The 24746-nt window shown below is 72.9% G+C and carries 15 protein-coding genes; 7 read left to right on the top strand and 8 right to left on the bottom strand.

The window, feature by feature from the left end:
• Positions 1-9 precede the first annotated feature (9 nt).
• From ACF088_RS10155 to ftsE, 3 genes are all read right to left on the bottom strand, one after another.
• The gene (locus ACF088_RS10155; protein ID WP_392375090.1) at positions 10-1230 is read right to left on the bottom strand and encodes a S41 family peptidase; all 1221 of its coding nucleotides are present in this window, start codon (positions 1228-1230) and stop codon (positions 10-12) included.
• 68 nt (positions 1231-1298) lie between these two features.
• Positions 1299-2213, bottom strand: a complete 915-nt coding sequence (gene ftsX, locus ACF088_RS10150) for a permease-like cell division protein FtsX (RefSeq protein WP_392375089.1) — start codon at positions 2211-2213, stop codon at positions 1299-1301.
• A 32-nt stretch (positions 2214-2245) separates the two neighbouring features.
• On the bottom strand, positions 2246-2935 hold the full coding sequence (gene ftsE / locus ACF088_RS10145; protein WP_392375088.1) for a cell division ATP-binding protein FtsE: 690 nt from the start codon (positions 2933-2935) through the stop codon (positions 2246-2248).
• Between the two features lie 272 nt (positions 2936-3207).
• Here ftsE and ACF088_RS10140 point away from each other — a divergent pair, with 272 nt between their 5' ends.
• Positions 3208-3402, top strand: a complete 195-nt coding sequence (locus ACF088_RS10140; RefSeq protein WP_392375087.1) for a hypothetical protein — start codon at positions 3208-3210, stop codon at positions 3400-3402.
• 140 nt (positions 3403-3542) lie between these two features.
• Here the strand turns inward: ACF088_RS10140 and ACF088_RS10135 are convergent, their stop codons facing one another.
• The 4 genes from ACF088_RS10135 to ACF088_RS10120 all read right to left on the bottom strand — a co-directional run bounded on the left by ACF088_RS10135 (position 3543) and on the right by ACF088_RS10120 (position 9460).
• Positions 3543-4394 carry a hypothetical protein gene (locus ACF088_RS10135; RefSeq protein ID WP_392375086.1) on the bottom strand — a complete coding sequence of 284 codons (852 nt, stop codon included), beginning with the start codon at positions 4392-4394 and terminating at the stop codon, positions 3543-3545.
• Between the two features lie 329 nt (positions 4395-4723).
• On the bottom strand, positions 4724-5830 hold the full coding sequence (gene prfB / locus ACF088_RS10130; protein ID WP_392375085.1) for a peptide chain release factor 2: 1107 nt from the start codon (positions 5828-5830) through the stop codon (positions 4724-4726).
• A 191-nt stretch (positions 5831-6021) separates the two neighbouring features.
• A complete protein-coding gene (locus tag ACF088_RS10125; RefSeq protein ID WP_392375084.1) occupies positions 6022-7338 on the bottom strand; it encodes a serine/threonine-protein kinase in 1317 nt (438 codons plus the stop codon).
• A gap of 451 nt (positions 7339-7789) precedes the next feature.
• Positions 7790-9460: a serine/threonine-protein kinase gene (locus ACF088_RS10120; RefSeq protein WP_392375083.1), complete on the bottom strand. Its 1671-nt coding sequence runs from the start codon at positions 9458-9460 to the stop codon at positions 7790-7792.
• Between the two features lie 516 nt (positions 9461-9976).
• On the opposite strand from ACF088_RS10120, the gene ACF088_RS10115 reads away from it, so the two are divergent.
• The 5 genes from ACF088_RS10115 (at position 9977) to ACF088_RS10095 (ending at position 19706) form a co-directional block, all read left to right on the top strand.
• Positions 9977-13594: an FHA domain-containing protein gene (locus ACF088_RS10115; RefSeq protein ID WP_392375576.1), complete on the top strand. Its 3618-nt coding sequence runs from the start codon at positions 9977-9979 to the stop codon at positions 13592-13594.
• A gap of 616 nt (positions 13595-14210) precedes the next feature.
• On the top strand, positions 14211-15593 hold the full coding sequence (locus tag ACF088_RS10110) for an ABC transporter substrate-binding protein (RefSeq protein WP_392375082.1): 1383 nt from the start codon (positions 14211-14213) through the stop codon (positions 15591-15593).
• A gap of 162 nt (positions 15594-15755) precedes the next feature.
• Entirely contained in the window at positions 15756-17165 is a 1410-nt protein-coding gene (locus ACF088_RS10105; protein WP_392375081.1) for a carbohydrate ABC transporter permease, read from the top strand.
• Entirely contained in the window at positions 17162-18184 is a 1023-nt protein-coding gene (locus tag ACF088_RS10100) for a carbohydrate ABC transporter permease (protein ID WP_392375080.1), read from the top strand. The genes ACF088_RS10105 and ACF088_RS10100 overlap by 4 nt, the downstream gene beginning before the upstream one ends.
• A 568-nt stretch (positions 18185-18752) precedes the next feature.
• Positions 18753-19706 carry a class I SAM-dependent methyltransferase gene (locus ACF088_RS10095; RefSeq protein ID WP_392375079.1) on the top strand — a complete coding sequence of 318 codons (954 nt, stop codon included), beginning with the start codon at positions 18753-18755 and terminating at the stop codon, positions 19704-19706.
• A gap of 88 nt (positions 19707-19794) precedes the next feature.
• Here ACF088_RS10095 and ACF088_RS10090 read toward each other — a convergent pair whose 3' ends face one another.
• Positions 19795-20481: a class I SAM-dependent methyltransferase gene (locus tag ACF088_RS10090; RefSeq protein ID WP_392375078.1), complete on the bottom strand. Its 687-nt coding sequence runs from the start codon at positions 20479-20481 to the stop codon at positions 19795-19797.
• A gap of 338 nt (positions 20482-20819) precedes the next feature.
• Here ACF088_RS10090 and ACF088_RS10085 point away from each other — a divergent pair, with 338 nt between their 5' ends.
• The gene (locus ACF088_RS10085; protein WP_392375077.1) at positions 20820-24515 is read left to right on the top strand and encodes a CDP-glycerol glycerophosphotransferase family protein; all 3696 of its coding nucleotides are present in this window, start codon (positions 20820-20822) and stop codon (positions 24513-24515) included.
• Positions 24516-24746: the final 231 nt, after the last annotated feature.

Genomic DNA, 24746 nt, shown 5'->3' with positions numbered 1-24746 from the left:
ATTTTCGCACTACGCCCCGCCCCCGATGCCACTCAATACTGTGCGGGCCCGTTTTTCCGCTCCGGTCCCGACGACCACGTCGGGGGTCAGGCCTGCGCCGTCGACGTTCCGGCCGGACGGCGTGCGGTAGTGGCCGACGGTCAGCTCGGCCACCGAACCGTCCCGCAGCGTGCTGGGCATCTGCACCGAGCCCTTGCCGAAGGTCCTCGAACCCACCACGAGCGCCCGCCCCCGGTCCTGGAGCGCGCCGGACAGCAGCTCGGCGGCGCTCATCGTGCCGCCGTCGACGAGGACGACCAGGGGGATACGGGTGTTGCCGCCGCGCCGGGCGTACAGCGCGCGCTGGCTGCCGCGTACGTCATACGTCGCGACCAGACCGCCGTCGAGGAAGGCGGAGGCGGTGGCCACGGCCTCGGTGACCAGGCCGCCGGTGTTGCCGCGCAGATCGAGCAGCATGCCGCCCTGCGGGGAGGCGCGGCGCACCGCCCGGCGGACCACCGAGCCGGTGCCCTTGCCGAACGCGGCGATCTTGACGCGGGTCGGGCCGTGCGCACCGGCAGGACGGTCGACGACGACGTTCCGGGATCTGAGCCGGGTGCGGTGCAAGGTGGCCGACCAGCGGCGGGTGCCGCGCTGCAGGTCCAGCGTCACGGGGGTGCCGGCAGCGGCGGCGGGGTGACGGGAGCCGCCGGTGGCAGCGCCACGCAGCCGGGCGACCACCTCGGTGACCGGTGCGCCCCGGGACGGGCGGCCGCCGACGGCGCGCAGCCGGTCGCCCACGGCGATACCGGCGCGGGCGGCGGGGCCGCCGGGCTGGACCCGGGACACCTCGATCCGGCCGTGCGGTGCCTGCCGCACCCAGAGCCCGACACCGACATAGCCGCCGTCCAACTGCGCCTGGAAATCCTTGAACTCGTCCGCGCTGTAGATCGTCGACCAGCGGTCGCCACTGCGGCTGACGACGTCCGCGGCGGCCTGCGCACCGGACTTGCCGTCCTCGACGGCCCCGGCAGCGGCGCGCTCGACGGCCGCGCGGTCCGCGGTGGCGGAATCGGGGACCTGCGCTCCGGACGCCGCACGGGCCGGTGCGGGCCGTTCCGCCGCGCCCTGCGCACGGTCGCTCCACGTGCCGGTCGCCGCGCCGGTGGCGAGCACGCCGGCGAGGAACAACGTCAGGGCCGCCCCGCGGCGAATGCGGCGGGGCCGGTCGTACGAACACGGGCCCGACATGCCGGTGAGTCTAGGGGACAAAAGGGCGCCGTACGGCAAGTTGACCGTACGGCGCCCCTTGGCAAAGCTCACACCTTGAGGTACTTGCGCAACGCGAAGAACGCGGCGAGCGAGGGCATCAGCAGCCCGATCAGGAGGACCAGCGGGAGGACCGCCGCCACCGAGTCCCAGCCGATGAAGTTGACCACCTGGATCTTCTTCGCCAGCCAGTTGTTGATGAGGGCGTACTTGCCGCCGACCAGCAGCACACAGGCGAAGGCCGCGCCCAGCAGCCCCGCAATGGCGGCCTCCAGGATGAACGGCATCTGGATATAGAAGCTGGACGCTCCCACCAGCCGCATGATCCCGGTCTCCCGCCGCCGGCTGAACGCCGACACCCGGACGGTGTTGACGATCAGCATCAGCGCAACGACCAGCATCAGCGCCATCACGACTATCGCGGCGATGTTCATGCCGTTGAGGAGGTTGAACAGCGGCTCAACGGTGTCCCGTTGGTCCTGTACTTCCTGGACGCCGGGCCGCTCGGAGAACGCCGACTTGATGACGGCGTACTTCGTCGGGTCCTTGAGCTTGACGCGGAAGGACTCCGGGAGCTGGTCGGGCGTGACCACTCCGGCAACGGGCGTGTCCCCGAACTGCTCCTTGTAGTGCTTGTAGGCCTGGTCGCTGGACTCGTACACCACCGGCTTCTGCACGATCGGCAGCCGGTCGAGCTCGGCCTTGATGTCGTTCTTCTGCTGCTGGGTGGCCGCACCCTTGGCGCAATTGGTTCCGGTGTCGGCATCGTTCTTGTTGCAGAAGAAGATGGAGACGTTGACCTTGTCGTACCAGTAGCCCTTCATCGTGCTGACCTGGTCGCGCATCAGCAGCGAGGCGCCGAACAGGCCCAGCGAGAGGGCTACGGAGACGATGACGGCGAATGTCATCGTGAGGTTTCGGCGGAGACCGACGCCGATCTCCGACAGGACGAACTGGGCGCGCATGGCGTCCTTTCAGTGCTGGGGGCCGTACACGCTTAGTGCTGGTAGCCGTACACGCCGCGCGACTGGTCGCGTACGAGCCGGCCCTTTTCGAGTTCCATGACCCGCTTGCGCATCTGGTCGACGATCTGCTGGTCGTGGGTGGCCATGACCACCGTCGTACCGGTCCGGTTGATCCGGTCCAGCAGCTTCATGATGCCGACCGAGGTCTGCGGGTCGAGGTTGCCGGTGGGCTCGTCCGCGATGAGCAGCATCGGGCGGTTGACGAAGGCCCGGGCGATGGCGACGCGCTGCTGCTCACCACCGGAGAGCTCACCCGGCATACGGTCCTCTTTGCCGCCGAGTCCGACCAGTTCGAGGACCTCGGGAACCGTCTTGCGGATCTGGCCGCGCGGCTTGCCGATCACCTCCAGGGCGAAGGCGACGTTCTCCCCCACGGTCTTGCTGGGGAGCAGCCGGAAGTCCTGGAAGACCGTGCCCACCTGGCGCCGCATCTGCGGGACCTTCCAGTTGGAGAGCTTCCCGAGGTCCTTGCCGAGGACGTGCACATGGCCGTGGCTGGCGCGTTCCTCGCGCAGCAGCAGCCTCAGGAAGGTGGACTTACCGGAGCCCGAGGAGCCCACCAGGAAGACGAACTCGCCGCGCTCGATCTCAAGCGAGACGTCCCTGAGTGCAGGGCGGTTCTGCTTCGGGTAAGTCTTGGAGACGTTGTCGAATCGGATCACTGATGCACCACGGTCGACCTGAATAGGGGCACGGTTGCCGAGTTGCGGCTCCCGTCGGTGTGCGTGACCATACGCGAACCTCGCAGGGCGGCCCAGTCGGCGTCGGTGGTTGGTGCGTTTATTCACGGCACCTACGGGACAAAAGGCGCACAATTCTGCGGGCCCACGGCGCACAATTCCCCGGGGCGCGCCGTTTGGGCCATGAGCTGGCACAGTGGGAGAGGGAACCAATGTGCCTTCCGGCGCGTTGGTGCAGTGGAGAAGGAGGTCGCATGACGTACGACCGATTGGTGTGCGCCAACTGCGCGGCCCCTGTGAACGAGGGCCGCTGCCCCGTGTGCCGGGCCAGCAGAGAACGTCTTCAGCAGCAAGCGGGCGGCATCTTCGCCCAGCTCAGCCCGGCGATGCTGGTGGCGCTGATGATCGTGCTGATCGCGCTGAGTGTGCTGCTCCACCAGGTCGTCTGACACCAAGCCGTCCGACACCCGTACGAGGCTTTCCCCGCAGCCACCCGTACGAGGCTGCTCGGCGGCGGCCGTCACGCAAACGTTGAGGGGCCCGGGACGCATGGTGCGTCCCGGGCCCCTCCAGCTGTACCGCGTCAGCGTCAGGCCGCTGCGGCGCCGCCGCCGTTCTTGTTGATCAGACGGGGCAGCATACGGAAGCCGACACCGCCCGCGATCATCGTCGCGGCGCCGATCAGCAGGATGGTGGTGCCGGAGGAACCGGTCTCCGCCAGCTCACCGCCCTTGGCCTGCTGCTTCGCCTGGCCGGGCGTGTCAGCGATCTGCTCCTTGCCCTGGCCGGGCTGCTCGATCGGCTTGGTGCCCTCGTTGTCGGTACCGGTACCGGTGCTGGAGTTGCCGCCGGTGGTCTCGTCACCGCCGGTGCTGCCACCGGTCGTGTCGTGACCGCCGGTGCTGCCACCGGTGGTGTCGTGACCGCCGGTGCTGCCACCGGTGGTCTGGTCACCGCCCGTGCTGCCACCGGTGGTCTGGTCACCGCCCGTGCTGCCGCCGGTGGTCTGGTCACCGCCGGTGCTGCCGCCGGTGGTCTGGTCGCCACCGGTGCTGCCACCCGTGGTCTGGCCACCCGTGGTCTCGTCGCCACCGGTGCTGCCACCCGTGGTCTCGTCACCGCCGGTGCTGCCGCCGATGGTCTCGTCGCCACCGGTGCTGCCACCGATGGTCTCGTCACCGCCGGTGCTGCCACCGATCTCGCCGCCGGTGGTGCCACCGGTGGTCTCGTCGCCGCCGGTCGTGCCGCCGGTGGTCTCGTCACCACCGCTGCTACCGCCGAACAGTCCGCCGATAACCCCGCCGATGATGCTGCTGTCCTGGCCGCCGGTCTCACCCGGGCTGGCCGCGGATGCAGCTCCGGCCGCGGTGAGCGACGCTCCGGCCGCAATCACTGCGCCGGCCGCAATGCGCGCTACGCGCAGCCGCGTCTTCTTCGTCATGTACTGCTACCCCCAGTAGCTGAACTCGTCATGGGTGCACCGCTGTACGGGGCGACGAGCCGATGTCGGGGTGCACGAGCTTCGGCCCCGCACTGCGGGCAGGCCGCTCAATTCCCCGTTCTTACACGCGCCCCAGACATACGCATGCCGCGCTCAGCCTTCCCAGTTCGGCCACCGTCGTCAAGGTCAAATAAAGCCCCGATGCCCGAATTGGCAAGCAGTGGGCGGTACATGGACATACGACTGTGACCAAACCGCCACAGCAAAAACAACTGCCTCCCCGAGGGAAGCAGTTGTTTCGCTTTCGGACGGACCGTCGCCCGTTGCTTCTACTTCTCCTGCTGCTTGCGCCAGCGGATGCCGGCCTCCAGGAAGCCGTCGATGTCGCCGTCCAGCACCCCGGTGGGGTTGCCGACCTCGAAATCGGTCCGCAGGTCCTTGACCATCTGGTACGGGTGCAGGACGTAGGAACGCATCTGGTTGCCCCAGGAGTTGCCGCCGTCGCCCTTGAGCGCGTCCATCTTGGCCTGCTCCTCCTGGCGGCGGCGCTCAAGGAGCTTGGCCTGGAGGACGTTCATCGCGGTCGCCTTGTTCTGGATCTGCGAGCGCTCGTTCTGGCAGGAGACGACGATGCCGGTGGGGATGTGCGTCAGCCGGACCGCGGAGTCGGTGGTGTTGACGCCCTGGCCGCCGGGGCCGGAGGAGCGGTAGACGTCCACCCGCAGCTCGGACTCGTCGATCTCGATGTGGTCGGTCTGCTCGACGACGGGCAGCACCTCGACACCGGCGAACGACGTCTGGCGGCGGCCCTGGTTGTCGAACGGCGAGATGCGCACCAGGCGGTGCGTGCCCTGCTCGACGGAGAGCGTGCCGTAGGCGTACGGGACCTGGACGGCGAAGGTGGTCGACTTGATGCCGGCCTCTTCCGCGTACGAGGTCTCGTAGAGCTCGGTCTTGTAGCCGTGCCGCTCGGCCCAGCGCAGATACATGCGCTGCAGCTTCTCGGCGAAGTCGGCGGCGTCCACACCACCGGCCTCGGCACGGATGTTGACGACCGCCTCACGGGAGTCGTACTCGCCGGACAGGAGGGTGCGGACCTCCAGCTCGTCGACCGCCTTGCGGACGGCGGTCAGCTCGGCCTCGGCCTCGACCCGGGCGTCCTCGTCGCCCTCGGCCTCGGCGAGCTCGAAGAGCACCTCGACGTCGTCGACCCGGCCGCGCAGGTCTTCCGCCTTGCGCAGCTGACCCTGGAGGTAGGACAGCCGACTGGTGATCTTCTGTGCGTTCTCCGGGTCGTCCCACAGGGACGGCGCCGCGGCCTGCTCCTCGAGCACGGCGACATCGGCCCTCATCTTGTCGAGGTCCAGGACGGCCTCGATCGACCCCATGGTCGAGGAGAGGGACTTCAGCTCTTCGGATACATCGACGACTGCCACGCACCCAGCCTAACGGCTGCCGCCGTCAGCGTGACCCGGCCCCGGCAGGTCGGACCTGCCCAAAATCGCGGGCGGCGGGTCCGCGGGCAGGTCGGGCGCCGCCCCGCGCACCGGCCGGTACCGGGGGCCGGGCGGTCGTGTCCGGGGCCGCGCGGTCGTGTCCGGGGCCCGGTGACGGCGCGGCAGGGCGGTCACGGGGTGCCGGGTTCCGGCCGGTGGACGCCCGGTGTGGCGTCCCCCGCCGCGTCGTCGCCCGAGGCCAGCCAGCCCCCCAGACCGGCCGCCACGACCACCGCGGCGGCGGCCGCGCCGAGCTTGATCCGGCGGCGGCGCACCGCGTCCGGCGAGGAGCGGTGCCGGGCCGAGCCCGCCCGGCGTTCACCGGCGGCGCGCGGGGCACGGGCGGTGCCGTGGGCGCCACCCGCCAGCTCGTCCGGGCCGGGGACCCGCATGCTGGTGTGGGTGTCCCGGTTGGAGTCGGGGACCGCGCCCTGGACCAGCGGGACGGCGCCGCGCGGCGGGGTGGCCTCCCCCGGGTGCGAAGAGTGCGAAGACAGGTGGAACGGCTCCTCGCGGGAGGCGGCGGCGCTCTCCTGTTCGTCCTCCGGCTGCTCGTCCTCCGGCTCGTCGATGTCCAGCGGCGGGATACCGGCCAGGCCGGGCAGCAGCTCGCGCAGCCGGGCGGCGAGCTCGGGGGCGCGCAGCCGGGAGGCCGGCGCCTTGGCCAGGCACTGCAGGAGCAGCTGCCACAGCTCGTCGGGGATGCCGGGCAGCGGCGCCACGCTCTCGGTCACATGGCGGCGCAGCACCGCCCCGGGGTGCCCGCCGCCGAACGGCGTGAACCCGGCGAGCAGCTCGTACAGGACGGTCGCCAGCGCATAGACGTCCACGGAGGCGCGCGGCGGGAGGCCCTCGATGATCTCCGGGGCGAGGTAGTCGGGGGTGCCGATGACCTTGGCCGAGCGGAGCGAGCCGGAGCTCCCCCCTGCCGTGGGCTGGAGGGTCCGGCGCGGCGAGTCGACGAGCCGGGCGATCCCGAAGTCGGTGAGCAGGGCGGGGTGCGCACCGCCGGGGCCGAGCGGCCCCTGCATGTCCAGCAGCACGTTTTCGGGCTTGACGTCGCGGTGCACGATCCGGGCGGCGTGCGCCGCGGCGAGCCCGTCGGCGACATCGGCGGCGATCGCGACGGCGGCCTCCGGGGCCAGCCGGCGTTCGCGCTCCAGACGGGTGCGCAGATCGGTGCCCCGGACGAGGTCCATGACCAGCGCCAGGTCGTTGCCGTCGACGACGAGATCACGGACGCCGACGACATGCGGGTGGTCCAGGCTCAGCAGCGCCGCCCGCTCCTGTACGAAGCGGCCGACGAGTTCCTGGTCGGAGGCGAGATCCTCACGCAACAGCTTGATGGCCACGGCCCCTTCGGGACCCTCGCCCAGCCATACCGTGCCGGCACTGCCGCGCCCCAGGATCTGGTGGGCGGTGTACCGGCTGCCGATCTTCCGTGCCAAGACTGCTCCGACGTGTCGGGCCCCCGAGCGTCCTGCGGGGGCTGAGGTTGGCGTCAAAGCTACGCGGGTGCCAGGGGGTTCCGTGCCCCGGAACGTGGCAACCTTCACTTCTGTGAGCGAAATTGACCGTCGGAAGTCGACAAATCCACTGGGTGGGTTCGCGGGTGGCTTCACGGGCCGGTTCACGGGCCGGTTCGCGGGTGGCTTCACGGGCCGGTTCACGGGCGGGTTCAGGGGCCGGTCCGGCGCGCAGGCGAAGTGAGGCGGCGGCGCATCGGTGCGTCGGCGCATCGGTGGGTCGGCGCATCGGTGGGTCGGCGCATCGGTGCGTCGGGGGCGGAGGGACGGCGCGGGCCCGGCGCCGCCTGCGGAGAGGCGGGGCCGGGCCCGTCGATGACCGCCCGGAACAGGTCCGGGGCGCCCGCGGCGGTGAGCCCGCGGGCGGACGGCGTCAGCCGCCGAGTTTCTGCACGAACCGCTGCACGCTGTGGAAGACGTGCCCGACCTGGGAGAAGAAGCCCCGCGTCGTGCCGATCCACTCCTGGAGCGGGGTCAGCTCCCAGACCAGCCAGGCCGCCACGAACAGCAGGATCAGCGTGAACAGGCAGCCCTTGAGGCAGCCCAGACCCGGGATCTTCATCGGGTTGGCGCTGCGCTGACGGGGCTCCCGCCGGGGCCGGGGCTCCGGCTCGGGCGGCCGCTGCGGTTCGTAGCGCTGCGGCGGCGGCTCCTGGCGGCGCTGGGGGGCCTGCGGCTGCTGCTGGGCGTACGGCGCCGGAGCGGGCTGCTGGCGGTACTGGGGCTGCTGCGGGCGCTGCTGCGGCTGCTGCTGGGGCTGCTGGGGAGCGGCCTGGCGGCGCTGCGGGCGGCGGCGCAGCGGATCCTCGGCGGGATCCAGATACTGCACCTGGGTCTGTTCGTTGCGGTCGCGCGCGGCCCGCATCTGGGATTCCCAGGGATGGGGGTTGTCGGGGTTCTGCGGCCCGCCGGCCGGTGCGCCCATGGGCATCGGCGGCATGGCGCGGGTCGGGTCGGCGCCCGGCCCGCCGGGGCCCGGACCACCCGGGCCGCCCGTGGACGGGAGCACGCTGGTCGCCGCGGCCGGGTCGTACGAACCGGCACCGGAGGGGAGCACCTGGGTGGGGTCGGCGTCGCCGCCGGCGCCCTGGCTGCCGTCGGAACCCGTTCCGGGGACGGTCGCGGGCGCGGGGTCGGGGGCGAGCAGCGCGGCGACCCCGAGCGCGGCCTCGGCCGCGGCCGGGGTGGCGTGCACCCCGATGCCGGCCGCTACGGTGCGCAGCGCCCGGGCGAGGTTCTCGGCGCTGGGCCGCTCCTCGGGGCGCTTGCTCAGACAGCGCTCGATCACCGTCCACAGCGGCTCGGGGAGCGTGCCGGGGCGGCGCGGCTCCTCGCTGAGGTGGCGGTGCAGCACCTCCAGTGCGGTCGACCCGGCGAACGGCGGGCGGCCGGTGACCAGCTCGTACAGCAGGATGCCGGCGCCGTAGATGTCCACGGCGGAGGTCTGCGGGCGGCCCTCGGCGGACTCCGGCGCCACATAGGCGGGGGTGCCGACGAATTCGTGGGTGCGGGTCAGGCCCGGGGAGTCGGCGAGGCGGGCGATGCCGAAGTCGGTCAGCATCGGGTGCATCTCGCCGCTGCCGTCCGGCCCGGCGAGCAGGACGTTGGCGGGCTTGAGGTCGCGGTGCACCACGCCGTCGGCGTGGCTGGCGGCCAGCGCGTCGGCGATCTGGGCGGTGAGCAGCGCGGCGGCCACCGGGCTGAAGGGGCCGCTGTCGCGCAGATAGCGGTGCAGGTCGGGGCCGTCGACCAGGTCCATGACCAGGGCGAGCAGATCGCCCTCGACGACGAGGTCGCGGGTGCGGACGATGTTGGGGTGGGTGAGGCGCAGCAGGACGGAGCGCTCCCGCAGGAAGCGCATCACCACGTCCGGGTCGTGCGCCAGTTCCTCCTTGAGGACCTTGATCGCGACCGTCTCGCCGGGCTCTCCTGCCACGGCGGCCTCGGCGCCCGCCGTCTCCCGCTGGCGGGCACGCCAGACGGTGCCCGTGGCGCCGCGTCCCAGCGGCTCCTCGAGCAGGTACTTGCTGCCTACCGGCCGCACGTCATGCGCTCCCTGGTCGTGGTGGTTCCCTTGCCCGGTCCGCCGGGTCAGTTGATCAACTCCGCTGATCCACTCCGCGCGGCCCGTCCGGCCCACTGTAATGCCGTCCTACAAACTTTTCGGTCCGGCGGCCCGGGATGGGCTTGCGGGAAAGACGCGGTGGGGGAACGGATGGTTGCGTGCCGCGTGCGGCTGGTACCCGGCACCGCCCACGGCATTCCGCCCAGGTCCCTTCCGAACCGTTCCGAGCTGACCACGGCAGTCGAAATCCGGCCGGGCGCGGCACGCAAGCAGGCACTTTTTCGCCCTTAGAAGACCAATCAAGATCACTGAATGGCGGTCGGCGGGCGTGTTGTCAGCGGCAGGTGCGAGGATGCACCCAGCACGATGCGGTGGGGGCGCGCGGTCTTTGTCGCGACGTGCACTTGGGACTTGTACGTGCCGACGTGCCCGGGTGCGGTGGGGGGAGTGAGCGGGCCCCCCGGCGGATCCCGGCAGAAGGGACCGTTGACGGCGATGCAGATCCGGCTGACCGTCCTCGGGCCGCGCAGCGGCCACACCACACGGACCTGCGATGTGCTCGTGACGGCCCCCGCCGGGACCGCGCTGGCGGCGGTGGCGGGCGCGCTCGCGGCTTCCGTGGCGGGCTCGGGCGCGGATGTCGGCGGCTCCGGCGGCGGCAGCGGCCCCGTCGTGCTCTACGCCGGGTCCGAGCGGCTCGATCCGCAGCGCGCGGGGCTCGGCGAGCCGCCGTTGATCGACGGCGCGGTGCTCTCCCTCCAGGGCCCGGGCCCCGCCCCGGCCCACGGCCTGCCGCACGGCTCCGCCCGCCTGCGCATCGTCTCCGGCCCCGACGCCGGCGGGGTGCATCTGCTGCACGGCGGCCAGATCCGCATCGGCCGCTCGGCCGACGCCGATGTCCCCCTCGACGACCCCGATGTCTCCCGGCTGCACTGCGCCGTGACGGTCGAGCCGGACGGATCGGTGTACGTCGCGGATCTGCACTCCACCAACGGCACCGTCGTGGAGGGCACCGACCTCGGCGAACGGCCCGTACCCCTGCGGCCCGGCGCCCTGCTGCGCATCGGGGAATCCGCCCTGCGCCTGCAGTCCCCGCCCGGCGCCCCGGACCCCGCCCTGCCGACCGCCCCGGACGGCGAGGGGCATCTGCGGATCGCCCCGGGCACGGCCGGTGCGCGCCCGGACGCGGGGGCGGGGGCGGTGGCGGGAGTGATTGCGGCGGGCCGGACGGCGCGCCACGACGAGTACGGGACGGCACCGGGCCCGCGAGGAGCCACTTCCGCCGCGGAGGGGGCGTACACGGGGGCCGGCAGCCACGCCCGGGTGACCGGTGATGCGGCCGCTCCCGTAGCGGCCTCCGCCACCGCACCGGCACCGGGCCCGGCGGGGCGGCGGGACACTCCCCTGCGCGGCACCCCGGCCCGCTACGCCGCCCCCGGCCACGACTCCCCACGCGGCGCCGACTCCCCGCGCGGCGCCGCCGCGGCTCCCTTCCCGGGTGCCGCCACGGGCCATGTCTACGACCGCACCACCGGCGTCGGCCCGGCCGGTGGCTTCGGCCCCGGGGTCCGGGAGCGCGGCGACGGCTATCCCGCCGGTGCGCAGGACCCGACGCACGGCGGGCAGCAGTCTTTGGCACCGGAGTCTTTGGCAGAGTCTTTGGCACCCGCCGATGAGGGGCCCCGGGCCGGTGAAGGATCCCGTAAAGGCGGGCGGCGGGGCGGCATCGGCGCCTGGGCGCGTCGGCTGGCGGGCGGCCGGCCCGCCGTGGAGCGGCCGGACGGCACCTTCGCACCGGAGTACGAACCGGCCGGCGCCTCCAGGGCGGCCTTCACGGGCACCTCCGAGGGCGCCTCCGAAGGCACCTCCGAAGGCACCTCGGCGCCGGAAGCACTCTCCGGGCCGGCCGCGGACGAGCGCTGGCCGGACGCCGCCGCGGTCCTGCTCACCGCGCTGGGTCCGGGACCCCGGCTCTGGGAGCGCGGCCCGGACCACCCCGACGCACTGACCGTCCGGCTGGGGACGGCCGCCCGGAGCGGCGGACGGGACGCCGTGCCGGTCACCGTCGATCTGCGCCGGGCGGGCTCCCTCGGTCTCGCCGGGCCGCGGGCGCGGCTGACCGGGCTGGCCCGAAGCGCCCTCGCCCAGCTCACGGCCCTGCACTCCCCCGGCGCTCTGGAACTCGTGCTGATCAGCGCGGACCGGGCGCGCTCCGCCGAGGAGCGGATCGCGGACTGGGCCTGGCTCGGCTGGCTGCCGCAGGTCCGCCCGGACCGTGGCCAGGACTGCCGGCTGCTGCTGGCGTACGACAAGGAACAGGCCGCGGCCCGTACGTCCGAGCTGGTGCGCCGGCTCGACGACGGCCCGCTGGGCCCCGGCTGGGCGGACGCCGAGCGGGCGGAGACCGCCTCCGCCGCCGCCCGCCACCAGGGCCCGTACACCCTCGTGGTCGTCGACGGCGATCCCGGCACCTCCGCACTGCGCGAGACCACCGCCCGGCTCGCCGCGGGCGGCCCGGCGGCCGGTATCCATCTCTTGTGTCTGGCCGAGACCCCGGCCGCCTCCCCCGCCTTTCCCCTGGCCGCGACGTACGAAGCGGCCCGGGCGGCAGCACCCGCCTTCGGCGAGTGCGGGGCGGTGGCGGTGCTCAGCGGCGATGTCGCCACCGCGCTGCGCGTCGTCCAGCCGGGCTCCGGGCCCAACGGCACGGTCGCGACGGTGGACGCGGTCTCCGGCGCCTGGGCCGAGCGGTTCGCGCGGGCGCTGGCGCCGCTGCGCGAGAGCGTGACGACGGCCGCGTCCGGCAGCCGGACGGCGCCTCGCGCGGCCGTCCCGCTGCCCGACTCGGCGCGGCTGCTGGACGAGTTGGGGCTGGCCCGCGCCACCCCGGCGTCCCTGATGGCCCGTTGGGCCGCCGCGCTGGACACCGACCGGCCCAGCGCCGCCGCGGTGCTCGGTGCCGGGCCGCACGGCCCGCTGTGCGCCGATCTCGCCGCCGATGGCTCGCATCTCGTCCTGGAGGGCGCGGCGGCCACCGGCAAGACCGAGCTGCTGCGGGCGATGGCCGCCTCGCTGGCGGCCGCCGACCGCCCGGATCTGCTGTCGCTGGTGCTGGTGGACGGCGGCGGCAGCGAGCGCGGCGAGGGACTGCGGGTCTGTACGGACCTGCCGCATGTCACGACCTACCTCGCCGCCTCGGACCCGGTCCGGATGCGGGAGTTCGCCCAGGCGCTGTCATCCGAGCTGAAGCGGCGGGCGGAAATACTGGCCGGCACCCCGTTCGCCGAGTGGCGCGCCAAGCATCTGCCGGCCCCCCGGATCGTCGCACCGCGACGTTCGGCCGAGAGCGGTAACACTGAGCGTGAGAGCCGGGAGAGTCGCGAGAGCCGGGAGAGCCGGGAGAGCTGGGAGAGTCGCGAGAGCCGCGATTACGGAGAGCAGGAACTGACTACTCTCCGTAATCGTTGCCGTGATAGGGGAACGGACGGCGGCACAGCGGCGGACCCGTCGACGACCGGAACCCTGCGCCTGCGCGCCCGCAGCACACCGGCCGCCGCCGGCCCGGAAGCCACCGAAGGCGCTACCGACGCGGCCACGCCGATGCCCCGGCTCTTCGTGCTGGTCGACGACTTCGATGCGCTGGTGGCGCCGGCACTGGGCAGCACCGGCCGGCCGGCCGCCGGTTCCGTGGTGCGCGCCCTGGAGGCGGTGGCCCGGGACGGGGCGGAGCTCGGGGTCCATCTGATAGCCGCCACCGGCCATCCGGACCGTACGGCGGAGACCGCGACCAGCGAACGGGCCGGTCTGCGGGTCCGGTTGGGCGCCTTTGACGATCCGTCCGAGCCGGTGCCCGCGGGCCGCGGACGGCTGCACCGCGCGGCGGACGGCTCCTCGACACCGTTCCAGGCGGGCCGGGTGACCGGCCGGATACCCCGGACATCCACTCTCCGCCCGACGGTCGTGCCGCTGGAGTGGCAGCGGATGGGCGACCCGCCGGCCCGGCGCCCGCTGCGCGAGCTGGGCAACGGCCCGACGGACCTGGCCCTGCTGGCCAGCGCATTGCAGCGGGCCGCACAGTCCTCGGGCGCACCCTCGGCTCCGCCGTTGCTGTAGGGCCGGCGGGACGGCCTGCTGTGAATCATGGGCGCGGCATCGCGAGCCCGGCGCGCCGCCCCGTCGTGAGCTCGGGGCGCGGCTCCATCGCGAGCCCGGTGCCCGCCGCCCCGTCGCTGGACCCGCTCCGCCGTCGCTGTGAGCCCGGCCGTTGCTGTGAACCCGGTGGGCTCGGCCCGTCGTGAACCCGGGGCGCGGCCCCGTCGTGAGCCCGGTGCACCGCCCCGTCATGAACCGTGGGCGCTCCCTCGTGAACCCGCTGGGCTCGCCCCGTCGTGAACCGTGGGCGCTCCCTCGTGAACCCGGTGGGCCGCCCATAACAGCCGCGTCACGAAAGGCCAGTTGGCAGGGAACGCGGTATTGCGGACCGGGTGGCCAGGGCGTAGGACTGTCGCACACCGCAGAGCACGACGAGGCGCAGCGCGACCACGCACCACCGCACGGCACGACGCGAACGGCATGCAAGCACGTACGGCACGACGCGAACGACACGTAGGCACGTACGGCACGACGCGATCGGTACGAGGCGAACGGCACGGTAGGGGCGCCGCGGCACGACATGGCACGGTCCCCTTCGCACCCGGCACGGCAGGCGCGGCGACAAGGGGCTACGGGGATGCGCAGACGACTCGACCGCACGGCGGTACGCGCCATGACCGCGGTGGCGGTGGGCACGGCGCTCGCCCTGGCGCTGGCCGCGTGCGGCAGCGGCAGCAGCAGCGGCGGCGGCACGAAGGGCAACGGGAGCGGTGGCAGTAAGGGCGGCAGCACCGCCCCCACCGTGCAACTCCCCCAGCTCAAGGGCCAGAAGCTGCAGGTCACCGCGGTCTGGACGGGCCCCGAGCGGGAGAACTTCGTCAAGGTGCTGGACGAGTTCGAAAAGCGCACCGGCGCCACGGTCGACTTCGTGCCCAGCGGCGACGACATGGCCGGCTTCATCGGCTCCAAGATCGCCGGTGGCGGGCCGCCGGACATCGCGATGCTCCAGCAGGTCGGCGTGCTGGGCGAGTTCGCCGGGAAGGGCTGGCTCAAGCCGCTGGGTGCGACCGCCAAGGAGCAGCTCGCCAAGAACTACAGCAAGGGCTGGCAGGATCTCGGCGCCCACAAGGGCACGCCGTACGGCGTCTACTTCAAGGCCAGCAACAAGTCGCTGGTCTGGTACAACGCCAAGGCGTTCGACAACGCGGGCACCCAGGAGCCGAAGACCTGGCAGGACTTCCTCAAGACGGCGCAGACCCTCTCCGAATCGGGTGTCGAGCCGGTCTCGGTGGGCGGTGCGGACGGCTGGACGCTGACCGACTGGTTCGAGAACATCTACCTCTCCCAGGCGGGGCCCGAGAAGTACGACCAGCTGGCCCAGCACAAGATCAAGTGGACCGATGCCTCCGTCAAGCAGGCGCTGACCACACTCGGACAGCTCTTCGGTCGTAAGGACCTGCTGGCGGGCGGCAACTCCGGTGCGCTGCAGACGGACTTCCCGACGTCGGTGACCCAGACCTTCAGCGGTGACACCCCGAAGGCCGCGATGGTCTCCTCGGCCGACTTCGCCGCCGCCAACATCACCCAGACCAAGGCCAGGGTCGGCATGGACGCCAAGGTCTTCCCGTTCCCCGCGGTGGGTGCCAAGTCCCCGGTGGTGACCGGCGGCGATGTGGCGGTGGCCCTCAAGGACGGCAGGGCCGCACAGGCGCTGCTGACGTTCCTGGCGTCGACGGATGCCGCCAAGATCTGGGCGCAGGCGGGCGGTTTCATCTCGCCCAACAAGGGGCTCGACCAGGCGGCGTACGCCGACGGTGTGATGCGCCGGATCGCCAAAGCGCTGATCGCGGCGGGCGACGACTTCCGCTTCGACATGTCCGACCAGGCGCCCGCCTCCTTCGGCGGCAAGCCGGGCCAGGGCGAGTGGAAGGACCTGCAGGACTTCCTGAAGAGCCCCAAGGACATCACGGGCACCCAGGCCCAGCTGGAGAAGGACGCCGCGAAGTCGTTCGGACACTGAGTCCGTACGGGGAGTCGTTCGGACACTGAGTCCGTACGGGGAGTCGTTCGGACACTGAGCACGTACGGGGAGTCGTTCGGGCACTGAGCACGTGCACAAAGTCGTTCGGGCGCTGAGTGTCTGCCGCCGAGCACCTCGACCGGGACCGGGGGGACCGTCACGATGAGCGCCGTACAGGCCGGCAAGGCCGGTGACAGCGGCAAAAGCGGCCGGGGCAGCGACGAAGGCGGCCGGGGCAGCAGCGTGAGCGGCCGGCGCAACGGCGGCGGCAGGCGTCCGGGCGGCGGCGGCCTGGGCACCCGCCCCTGGACGGCCGCGGTGTTCCTGCTGCCGGCGCTGCTGCTGCTCGGTGCGCTGGTCGTCTACCCGATCGTCTTCTCCGTCTACCGCAGCCTGTTCGATGCGTCCGGCAAGGGTTTTGTGGGGCTGGGCAACTACGGCGCGATGTTCTCCGACGATGGCATCCGCACCGCGCTGAGGAACAACATCGTCTGGGTTGTGGTGGCGCCGACGGTCTCGACGGTGCTGGGGCTGATCTTTGCGGTGCTGACCGAGCGGATTCGCTGGGGCACCGCCTTCAAGCTGATCGTGTTCATGCCGATGGCGATCTCGATGCTGGCGGCGGGCATCATCTTCCGGCTGGTCTACGACCAGGATCCGGAGCGCGGAGTCGCCAACGCGGTGTGGGTCGGTATCCATGACACGTTCTCCGAACCGGCCCCGTTCCCCGGCGCCACGCCGCGGCCCCGGTCCGGTCTCGCGCCGTCCGGCGGCGGTGCGTTCACCACGCGCTCGGCCGTGCGGGCCACGTCACCGGTGAAGCTGCCGCTGGTCGCCGTCCAGCCGGGCGATCTGCGCGGGGCCCGGCCCGCGGCCGCCGCCGGGCCCCGGCCGGGCCAGGTCACCGGCACCGTGTGGCTGGACTTCACCCGTGGTGGCGGCGGCCGCCCGGGTGTCGTCGACGGCAACGAGAAGGCGCTGGCCGGGCTGACGGTCGAGGCGGTCAAGGGCGGCCGGGTGGTCGCCTCGGCGACGACGACGGCCGACGGCACCTTTGCGCTGCCCGCGGACCGGGCCGAGGGCGCCCGGCTCCGGCTGCCCGCGGCCAATTTCGCCGAGGCCTACCGCGGTGTCGACTGGCTCGGCCCGGCGCTGGTCACCCCGGCCATCATCGGCTCGTACGTCTGGATGTGGGCCGGTTTCGCGATGGTACTGATCGCGGCGGGGCTGGCGGGTGTCCCGCGTGAGCTGCTGGAGGCGGCGCGGGTGGACGGCGCGGGCGAGTGGCAGGTCTTCCGCCGGATCACGGTGCCGCTGCTGGCGCCGGTCCTGGTGGTCGTGCTGGTCACCCTCATGATCAATGTGCTGAAGATCTTCGATCTGGTCTACATCATCGCCCCGGGCTCCAGCATCCGGTCCGCCAACGTCCTGGCGCTCCAGCTCTTCCAGTCCTCGTTCGGCACGGATGTCGACGAGGGGCTGGGCAGCGCGATCGCCGTCTTCCTGCTGCTGCTCGTGCTGCCGGTGATGTACGTCAATCTCCGGCGCATACGGAAGGAGCGTCGCCGATGACGACCGTGGACGGTGCCGGACCGGACGGGGATGCCGGACCGGACGGGAATGCCCTGCCGGATAGGGGTGCCCTACCGGACGGGAGTGCCCTGCCGGACGGGCGTGCCGGGGCGGACGGGCGTGCCGGGGCGGCCGGTGCCGTACGGGCGGGGCGGGCAGGGCGGGCCCGGCGGCCGCTCGCGGCCCGGATCGCGGCGCGGACCGGCGGTGGCGCGATGCGGATCTTCCTGGTCCTGGTGGCGCTGTTCTGGCTGATGCCGTCGGTGGGGCTGCTGCTGTCCTCGCTGCGCAGCCCGCAGCAGATCGCCGGGTCCGGCTGGTGGCAGGTCTTCGGCAAGCCGGCCCAGATCACCTGGGACAACTACAGCCAGTTGCTGGCCAACGACAAGGTGATGGGCTCGCTGCTGACCACGGCGGCGATCACCGTGCCGGCGACGGTGCTGGTCGTCGTCATCGGCTCGCTGGCCGGTTACGCGTTCGCCTGGATGGACTTCCCCGGCCGGGACGGCTGGTTCATGGTCGTCGTCGGGCTGCTGGTGGTGCCCGTGCAGGTGGCGCTGATCCCGGTGGCCAAGCTGTTCGGTGCGGTCGGGCTCTTCGAGACGACGGCCGGGGTGATCCTCTTCCATACGGCCTTCGGGCTGCCGTTCGCGGTGTTCCTGCTGCGGAACTTCTTTGCCGAGATCCCGCGCGAGCTGCTGGAGGCGGCCCGGCTGGACGGAGCGGGCGAGCTGCGGCTGTTCACCCGGGTCGTGCTGCCGCTGGGCGCTCCGGCGATCGCCTCGCTGGGGATCTTCCAGTTCCTGTGGGTGTGGAACGACATGCTGATCGCGCTGATCTTCGCGGACAGCGGCAGTCCGCCGATCACGGTCGCGCTGCAGCAGGAGGTGCGGCAGTTCGGCAACAACATCGATGTGCTGGCGCCCGGCGCGTTCCTGTCCATGGTGGTGCCGCTGATCGTCTTCTTCGCCTTCCAGCGTCAGTTCGTTTCCGGTGTGATGGCCGGCGCGGTGAAGTGAGATCTGCACGACGTCCCGCCGGTCCCCGGCCGCACGCCATCTCCCGTTCATTTTGCTGCGCCTACGATGACGTCGCTGCCGTGCCACGCAGGGTGCGGCGGTGCGCATGGCGGGCCGGCGCGCGTGGTGTGCCGGTGCGCAGGGCGCGGCGGTGCGCAGAGCGGCCGCGGTGCACCTAGCGGCCGCGGTGCACCTAGCGGCCGGTCGCGCAGGGTGCGGCGGTGCGACAGGGCGCCGCCATGGAGATGCCCGGGTCTCGCCGGGTGTCGCCCGACGTCTCTCGTATCGAGTGAGGGCACCCGGGTCCCCGCAAGGCCGCGCCCGTGCGCAGCGGCCATGACGCCGGGCGCGTCCACAACTGCACACACCGCACAGGCCCGGACAACAGCAGACGTACACCCGCACTCCCGCACACCCGCGGACAGCCACATACCGCACATATACGGCCCGCATACCGCCACATAAGGCCACATCCACGGCAGACAGCGCCGGCACATACCGCACGTACGCCCTCACGCACGCGTCGTGCTCAGCCCTACGTTCCCGACCGTCTGGAGACGGACCGCACATGACTGCCCCCCTCGCAGACCAGAGTGCCGAACAACTCCCGCGCCCCACCCGGCTGTCCGAGGTCAAAGGCTGGTTCTTCACCGCCGACCAGTTGCTCTTCGACTGGTTCCTGGCGCACCAGCAGGACCGTTCCGAGCCGGGTGATCTGCTCGAACTGGGCGCGTATATGGGCAAGAGCGCCATCTTCCTCGGTGCGCGGCTGCGCCCCGAGGAGCGCTTCACGGTCTGCGACCTCTTCGATTCCCCCGCCGAGGACGCCTCCAACTCCAAGGAGATGAGGAAGTCCTATGCGACGCTGACCCGCCGCGCCTTCGAGGCCAACTACCTCGCCTTCCACGACGAGTTGCCCACCATCGTCCAGGGGCTCAGCTCGCTCGTCAGCGACCACGTCGACGAGGGCTCGGTGCGCTTCGCCCATATCGATGCCTCGCATCTGTACGAGCATGTGCACGGCGACATCCTCGCGGTGCGCAAGCTGCTCACCGCCCACGGCATCGTGGTGATGGACGACTACCGCGCCGAACACTGCCCCGGGGTGGCCGCCGCCACCTGGCAGGCGGTCGCGAACGAGGGGCTGCGCCCCGTCTGCATCACCGGCACCAAGTTCTACGGAACCTGGGGCGACCCCGAGCCGCTGCAGAAGGCGCTGGTGGAGTGGATCACGTCCCGTGGCGACATCTGGCACGAGGTGCAGTACGTCAACGGCGCCCCGCTGGTCCGGCTGAGCACCAAGGGCGCCAAGGAGCCCGGCCATCCGGCCTCCCGGCACAAGCCCGCCACCCGCGCCGCGCAGCAGCCCGCGGCGCAGTCGTCGAAGGCCTCCGCGGCCCGCCCGGCCCCGCGCCGGCCGGCCCCGGCGGGCAGCACGGTGCGCCGGGTCGCCCTCGACGTCCTGCCGCCGATCGTCACCCGCGCCCTGGCGAGGGCCCGTAGGCGGGCCCGTACGAGCTGAGGTGTCCGCGGACAAGCCCTCGCCGGACTCACGGCAAGCCCGGTAGCTCGCCGGACTGACGGCAAGCCCCGGTAGGGGATGTCTCCCCCTACCGGGGCACCTGCCCCACCAGCACGAACACATTGGACCGCAGCAGCATCCCGGCCGGGCGCGGCAGTGGATGGGAGTACGTACGCCGTACGGTCAGGCCGGCGGACTCGGCGAAGGCGCGCAGCAGGGCGAAGTCGGTGAAGCGCACCGGGGTGGGCCCGGCCCGGTGCCCGGCCTCCTGCGCGGTGATCAGCAGCACTCCGCCGCCCGGCCGGACGTACCGGACGTAGGCCCGCAGTAGCCCCTCGACTTGTTCGTCGTCCAGATGCTCCAGGACGTGCGCGGTCAGCAGCGCGTCGAAGGCGCCGGGCCGGGCGTGCGGGCTCGCCAGGAAGGTGTCGGCCGTAAAGGCGGTGAGCCCGCGTTCGCGGCAGCGCGCCACGGACTGCGGATCGTGGTCCACCCCGACGCTGCCGGGCGCGCAGCCGGCGAGCGTGTCGCCGGCTCCGCAGCCGATCTCCAGCACCCGGCCGGTGCCGATCCGCCGCAGCTGACTGCGGTACGGGGACCGGGCGGGCAGCAGCCGCGCCGGGCCGCCGCGTCCCGGGTCGGCCGGCAGCCGCGCGGTGGAGGCGGACGGCGCGGTGCCCGTGGGACGGGTGGGCCGGGCGGTCCGGGTGTCGCTGCCGGGCGGCCCGGCGTCGGGGCTGTCGGTGGCGGCGGAGCTGTCGGTTCTGCCGGGCATCGGGGCGCGGTCACCTTCCCTGGGGAACACGGCGCGCGGAACGCCGTAAAGCTGTGCAACGGGTCTACGGCATCGGACGCGGCCCGGCGCTACGGCGCGCCGAATGCGCACACCGGGCGTCATCCTGCGCACACGGACGCACGGCCCTGCACACGGTGACGCGCGGTCCTGCACACACGGACGCACGGCCTTGCACACACGGACGCCCGTTCCCGTACACGCGGACGCCCGACGGGGCCTCTCACCCTTTCAGCGCAGATCCGGTGACCGTGCCGCCGTGGGCGAGTTGAACGGACCGGTCTTGTGCATTCGCCAGTCCGGAAAGGCTTGGTCCGCGTATGAAGCCTCGGCTCACCGTCGTCGTCCCGGTCCATCGCATCGAGGGGTCCGAGCGGAATGTGGAGGAGTGCCTGGAGTCGGTCGCGGCCCAGACGCTGACCGATCTGGATGTGGTGATGGTGGACGACGGTCCGCCCGCGGACGGGGGCGGGGGCGCCACCGCCGCACGGGGCGCGCCCGCCGCTCCCGTCCGCCGTTTCGCCGAGCGGGACCCACGGTTCCGGATCGTCCACCACCCCGGGGGCGGTCCGGCCCCCGGCTGCGGCGCGCTCCGCAATGCCGGTGCCCGGCACGCCTATCCGCACACCGGCTATCTGGCCTTCCTCGACGCCGACGACGTACTGCTGCCGCGCGCGTACGAGGATCTCGTCGGGCTGCTGGACCGGTCCGGCGCGGACCTGGCGACCGGCAATGTCTACCGGCTCGGTGCGTCCGGCCGCAGCCAGTCCGCACGTCATCCGGCCACCCGCGCCACCGCACTGCGCACCCGCCTCCCCGACGACCTCGCCCTGCTGTCCGACGACTTCGCCCGCAACAAGGTCTTCCGCCGCACCTTCTGGGACAAGCATCAATTCGCCTTCCCCGAGGGCGAGTTGTGCCATGACGCGGCGGTGACACTGCCCGCGCTCTTCCTGGCCGACGCGGTCGACGTCCTGCGGGAGCACGTCTGTTACTGGCGGCTGCCGGAGGGACCCGGCCGCCACCTGAGACTCGATGCCCGGGGCGTACGGGACCGGTTCGCGGCGGTGGCCGGCATCCGGCGCTTCCTCGCCGACCCGGCCCACGCCCGGCTGAGTGCCTATCAGCGCGACTACGACCGTTCGCAGCTCACCGACGGGCTGCTCGATCTGGTCGAGGCGCTGCCGGCGGCCGCGCCGGAGTGCCGGACCGCGTTCCTCGACTGCGCCCGCGACTTCCTCTCCGGTGTCGACCCGCGGCTGTTCCCCACGCTCCCCGTCGAGCTGCGGATGCGCTGGTACCTGATCCGCACCGGGCGGCTGGCCGATCTGCTCACCCTGCTCACCCACGAGGCCCGCAACCCTGCCGGGTTCGCCGTCGCGGGGCCGCCGCTGCGCAAGCGGGCGGTGCTGCCGCTGACCCCGCCGCTGGAGCTGCCGCCGGGGGTGACCCGGCTGGACCGCGGCGACTTCCCCGTACGGGCCCGGGTCCGGGAGGCGGAGTGGCGAGGCGGTGTGCTGGTGCTGCGCGGCTACGCCTATATCCGGAATCTGGACGCCGCGACCCGGCACAGCTATCTCAGGACGGCCGTGCTGTCGTGCGGGCGGCGCCGGATCCTGCTGCCGCTCCGGCCGGTGGCGATGCCGGAGGCGACCGCCGAGTCCGGCCAGGAGCTGCACTGTTACGACTGGTCGGGCTTCGAGCTGCGGCTCGATCCGGCCCGGCTGCGCAAGGGCGGGCGCTGGGAGGAGAGCGACTGGTCGGTGGGGGTGCTGCTGGCGTCGGCGGGGGTGGTGCGGGCCGCGTCGCTGCACGCCGCCGAGACCGGCTCCGGCGCCGCCCCGTGCGCCCGTGAACTGCCCGGGGACGGCACGGGCGCCGTGCGGATCACGCCCTGGTACCCGGACGGGCGGCTGCGGCTGTCGGTGGTCCGTCCGGCCCGGCGGCTGACCGGCCACCATGCGGCGGCGGCCGGCGCCCTGGACCTGACCGTCACCACTCCCGGCCCGCCGCCCGCCGCCCTGCGGCTGACCCACCAGGGCACCGGCACGGTGGTGTCGTTCCCGGTGGAAACGGAACCTCCTGCGGGAACGGGAACCGGAGCGGGAGCGGGAGCGGGAGCGGGACCAGGGCAAGCGAGCGGCACGCCCGACGGCGCACCCTCCGCCACGCCCCCCGCCGCGCCCCGCACCCCGCCCCGCACCACGTCCCCGCCCCTCACCTTCCGTATCCGTCTCGACGCGCTGGCCGCCGCGCGGCCCCCGCGGGACGGCGCGCCGCGGGCGATCCCGCCGGCCCACACCGAGAGCTGGGCGGCCGAGGTGGTGCTGCCCGACGGCGGCACCGACCCGATCGCCTGCGATCCCGGGCTCGAACCCGTCGCCCATCCGCTGCCGCACGGCCGCGAGCTGGTCGTGGCGGCCGGGCCGGCCGGGGACCTCGTCCTGCACGACCGGACTCCGCAGCCGTATCTGGACCGGGCGGTGTGGCGTGCGGACGGCACCCTGCTGGTGGCGGGCGGGCTGCCCGACGCCGCGCCGCACGCCACCGAGCTGGTGCTCAAGCACGGGGCGCACGCCGCGGAGCTGGCCTTCCCCACCACCCACGACGACGGCCGGTTCCACGCCACGCTGCCGCTCGGCGCACTGCCCTCGCTGGCCGGCCCGCTGCCGCTGCGCGAGGGCCGCTGGACGCTGCATCTGCGCGAGCAGGGCGCGCCCGGCTCCGCGCTGGACGCCCCGGTCCGCGCTCTGCCGTGCCTCCTGGACGGGCTGCCGGCGGCCCGTACGGTCCGCGGCAAGCCGCTCGCCCTCGACCGGCACCGGCACGACGAGGCGCTCGTGGTGGCGGGGCCCGCGCTGCCCGCCACCGACCGCGGCCCCTACCGCCGCCGGATGCTGCGCGAGCAGCACTATGCGCTGCACCGTTCCCGTCCGCTGCGCGACACCGTCCTCTACAGCAGCTTCGGCGGCCGCGCGTACGGGGATTCCCCGCGTGCGGTGCACGAGGAGCTGGTGCGCCGGGGTATGGACGTGGAGCATCTGTGGGCGGTGCGCGATGCGCAGACCGCGGTGCCGGAGACGGCCCGTGCGGTGCTGGTGGGCAGTGCCGAGTGGCACGGCGCGCTGGCGCACAGCCGCTGGGTGGTCACCAACACCCATCTGCCCCGGTGGTTCACCCGGCGCGGCGGGCAGCGCATCATCCAGACCTGGCACGGCACCCCGCTCAAGCGGATCGGCGCCGACCTGGCCGGGACGCTGTGCGCGGGGCTGGCCCATCTGGCGCCGCGGCCGCGGGTCAGCCGGCAGTGGAGCGTGCTGCTGTCGCCGAACGCGCACAGCACCCCGGTGCTGCGCTCCGCGCTGGGCTACTCCGGGCGGCTGCTGGAGACCGGGCTGCCGCGCACGGACGCCTTCTTCGCCGCCGACCGTGACCTGAGGGCGGCCGCGGTCCGCGAGCGCCTGGGCATCGAGCCCGGCAGGAAAGTGGTGCTGTACGCGCCGACCCCGCGCGACGATCTGGCCTACGACGCGGGCCACCACCGGCTGCATCTGCCGCTCGATCTGGACCTGGCGCGGCAGGAGCTGGCGGACGACCATGTCCTGCTGGTGCGCAGCCACCCGCTGGTCGCCGACCGGCTGCCCGCCCATCACGCCCCGTTCGCCCTGGACGTCTCCGCCCACCCGGACGCCACCGAGCTGCTGCTGGCCGCGGACGTCCTGGTCACCGACTACTCGTCGCTGGCCGCCGACTTCGCCAACACCGGACGCCCGATGCTCTTCCTGACGCCCGATCTGACGCACTACCGCGACACCCTGCGCGGCTTCACCCTCGACTTCGAGGCCCGGGTGCCGGGTCCGTTGCTCGCCTCGACCGGTGAACTGATCGATGCGCTCGGCGACTTGGAGGCGATTGCCGCCGCGGGGGCGGATGCGTACGCGGATTTCCGGGAAGCGTTCTGTCACCGGGACGACGGGGGTGCGGCGGGCCGGGTCGCGGATCTGATGGAGCGGTGACCGGGGCCGGTCCGTCGCAAGGTGGTGGCGTGCGGATCAACATCGTGCGGCACCCGCGTCGTTACAGCATGTGCAGGCGCCCTTACGGGTCTGTACACCCCCGAGCCCCCGGCTCCCGACCGTAAGAAGACGGCAAGAGGGCGGGAAAAGCGGAGCGGGGGGTGCAACCGCTCGACGGGATTCGCCCTCTGAACCATCGGAAACAGGTTCGGACCCCGCTCGCGCCAAGAG

This window comes from Streptomyces sp. NPDC015125, from assembly GCF_043080045.1.
GTDB lineage: Bacteria > Actinomycetota > Actinomycetes > Streptomycetales > Streptomycetaceae > Streptomyces.
The sequence above is the reverse complement of the archived record's forward strand: the minus strand, read 5'-3'. Positions and strand labels throughout refer to the sequence as shown.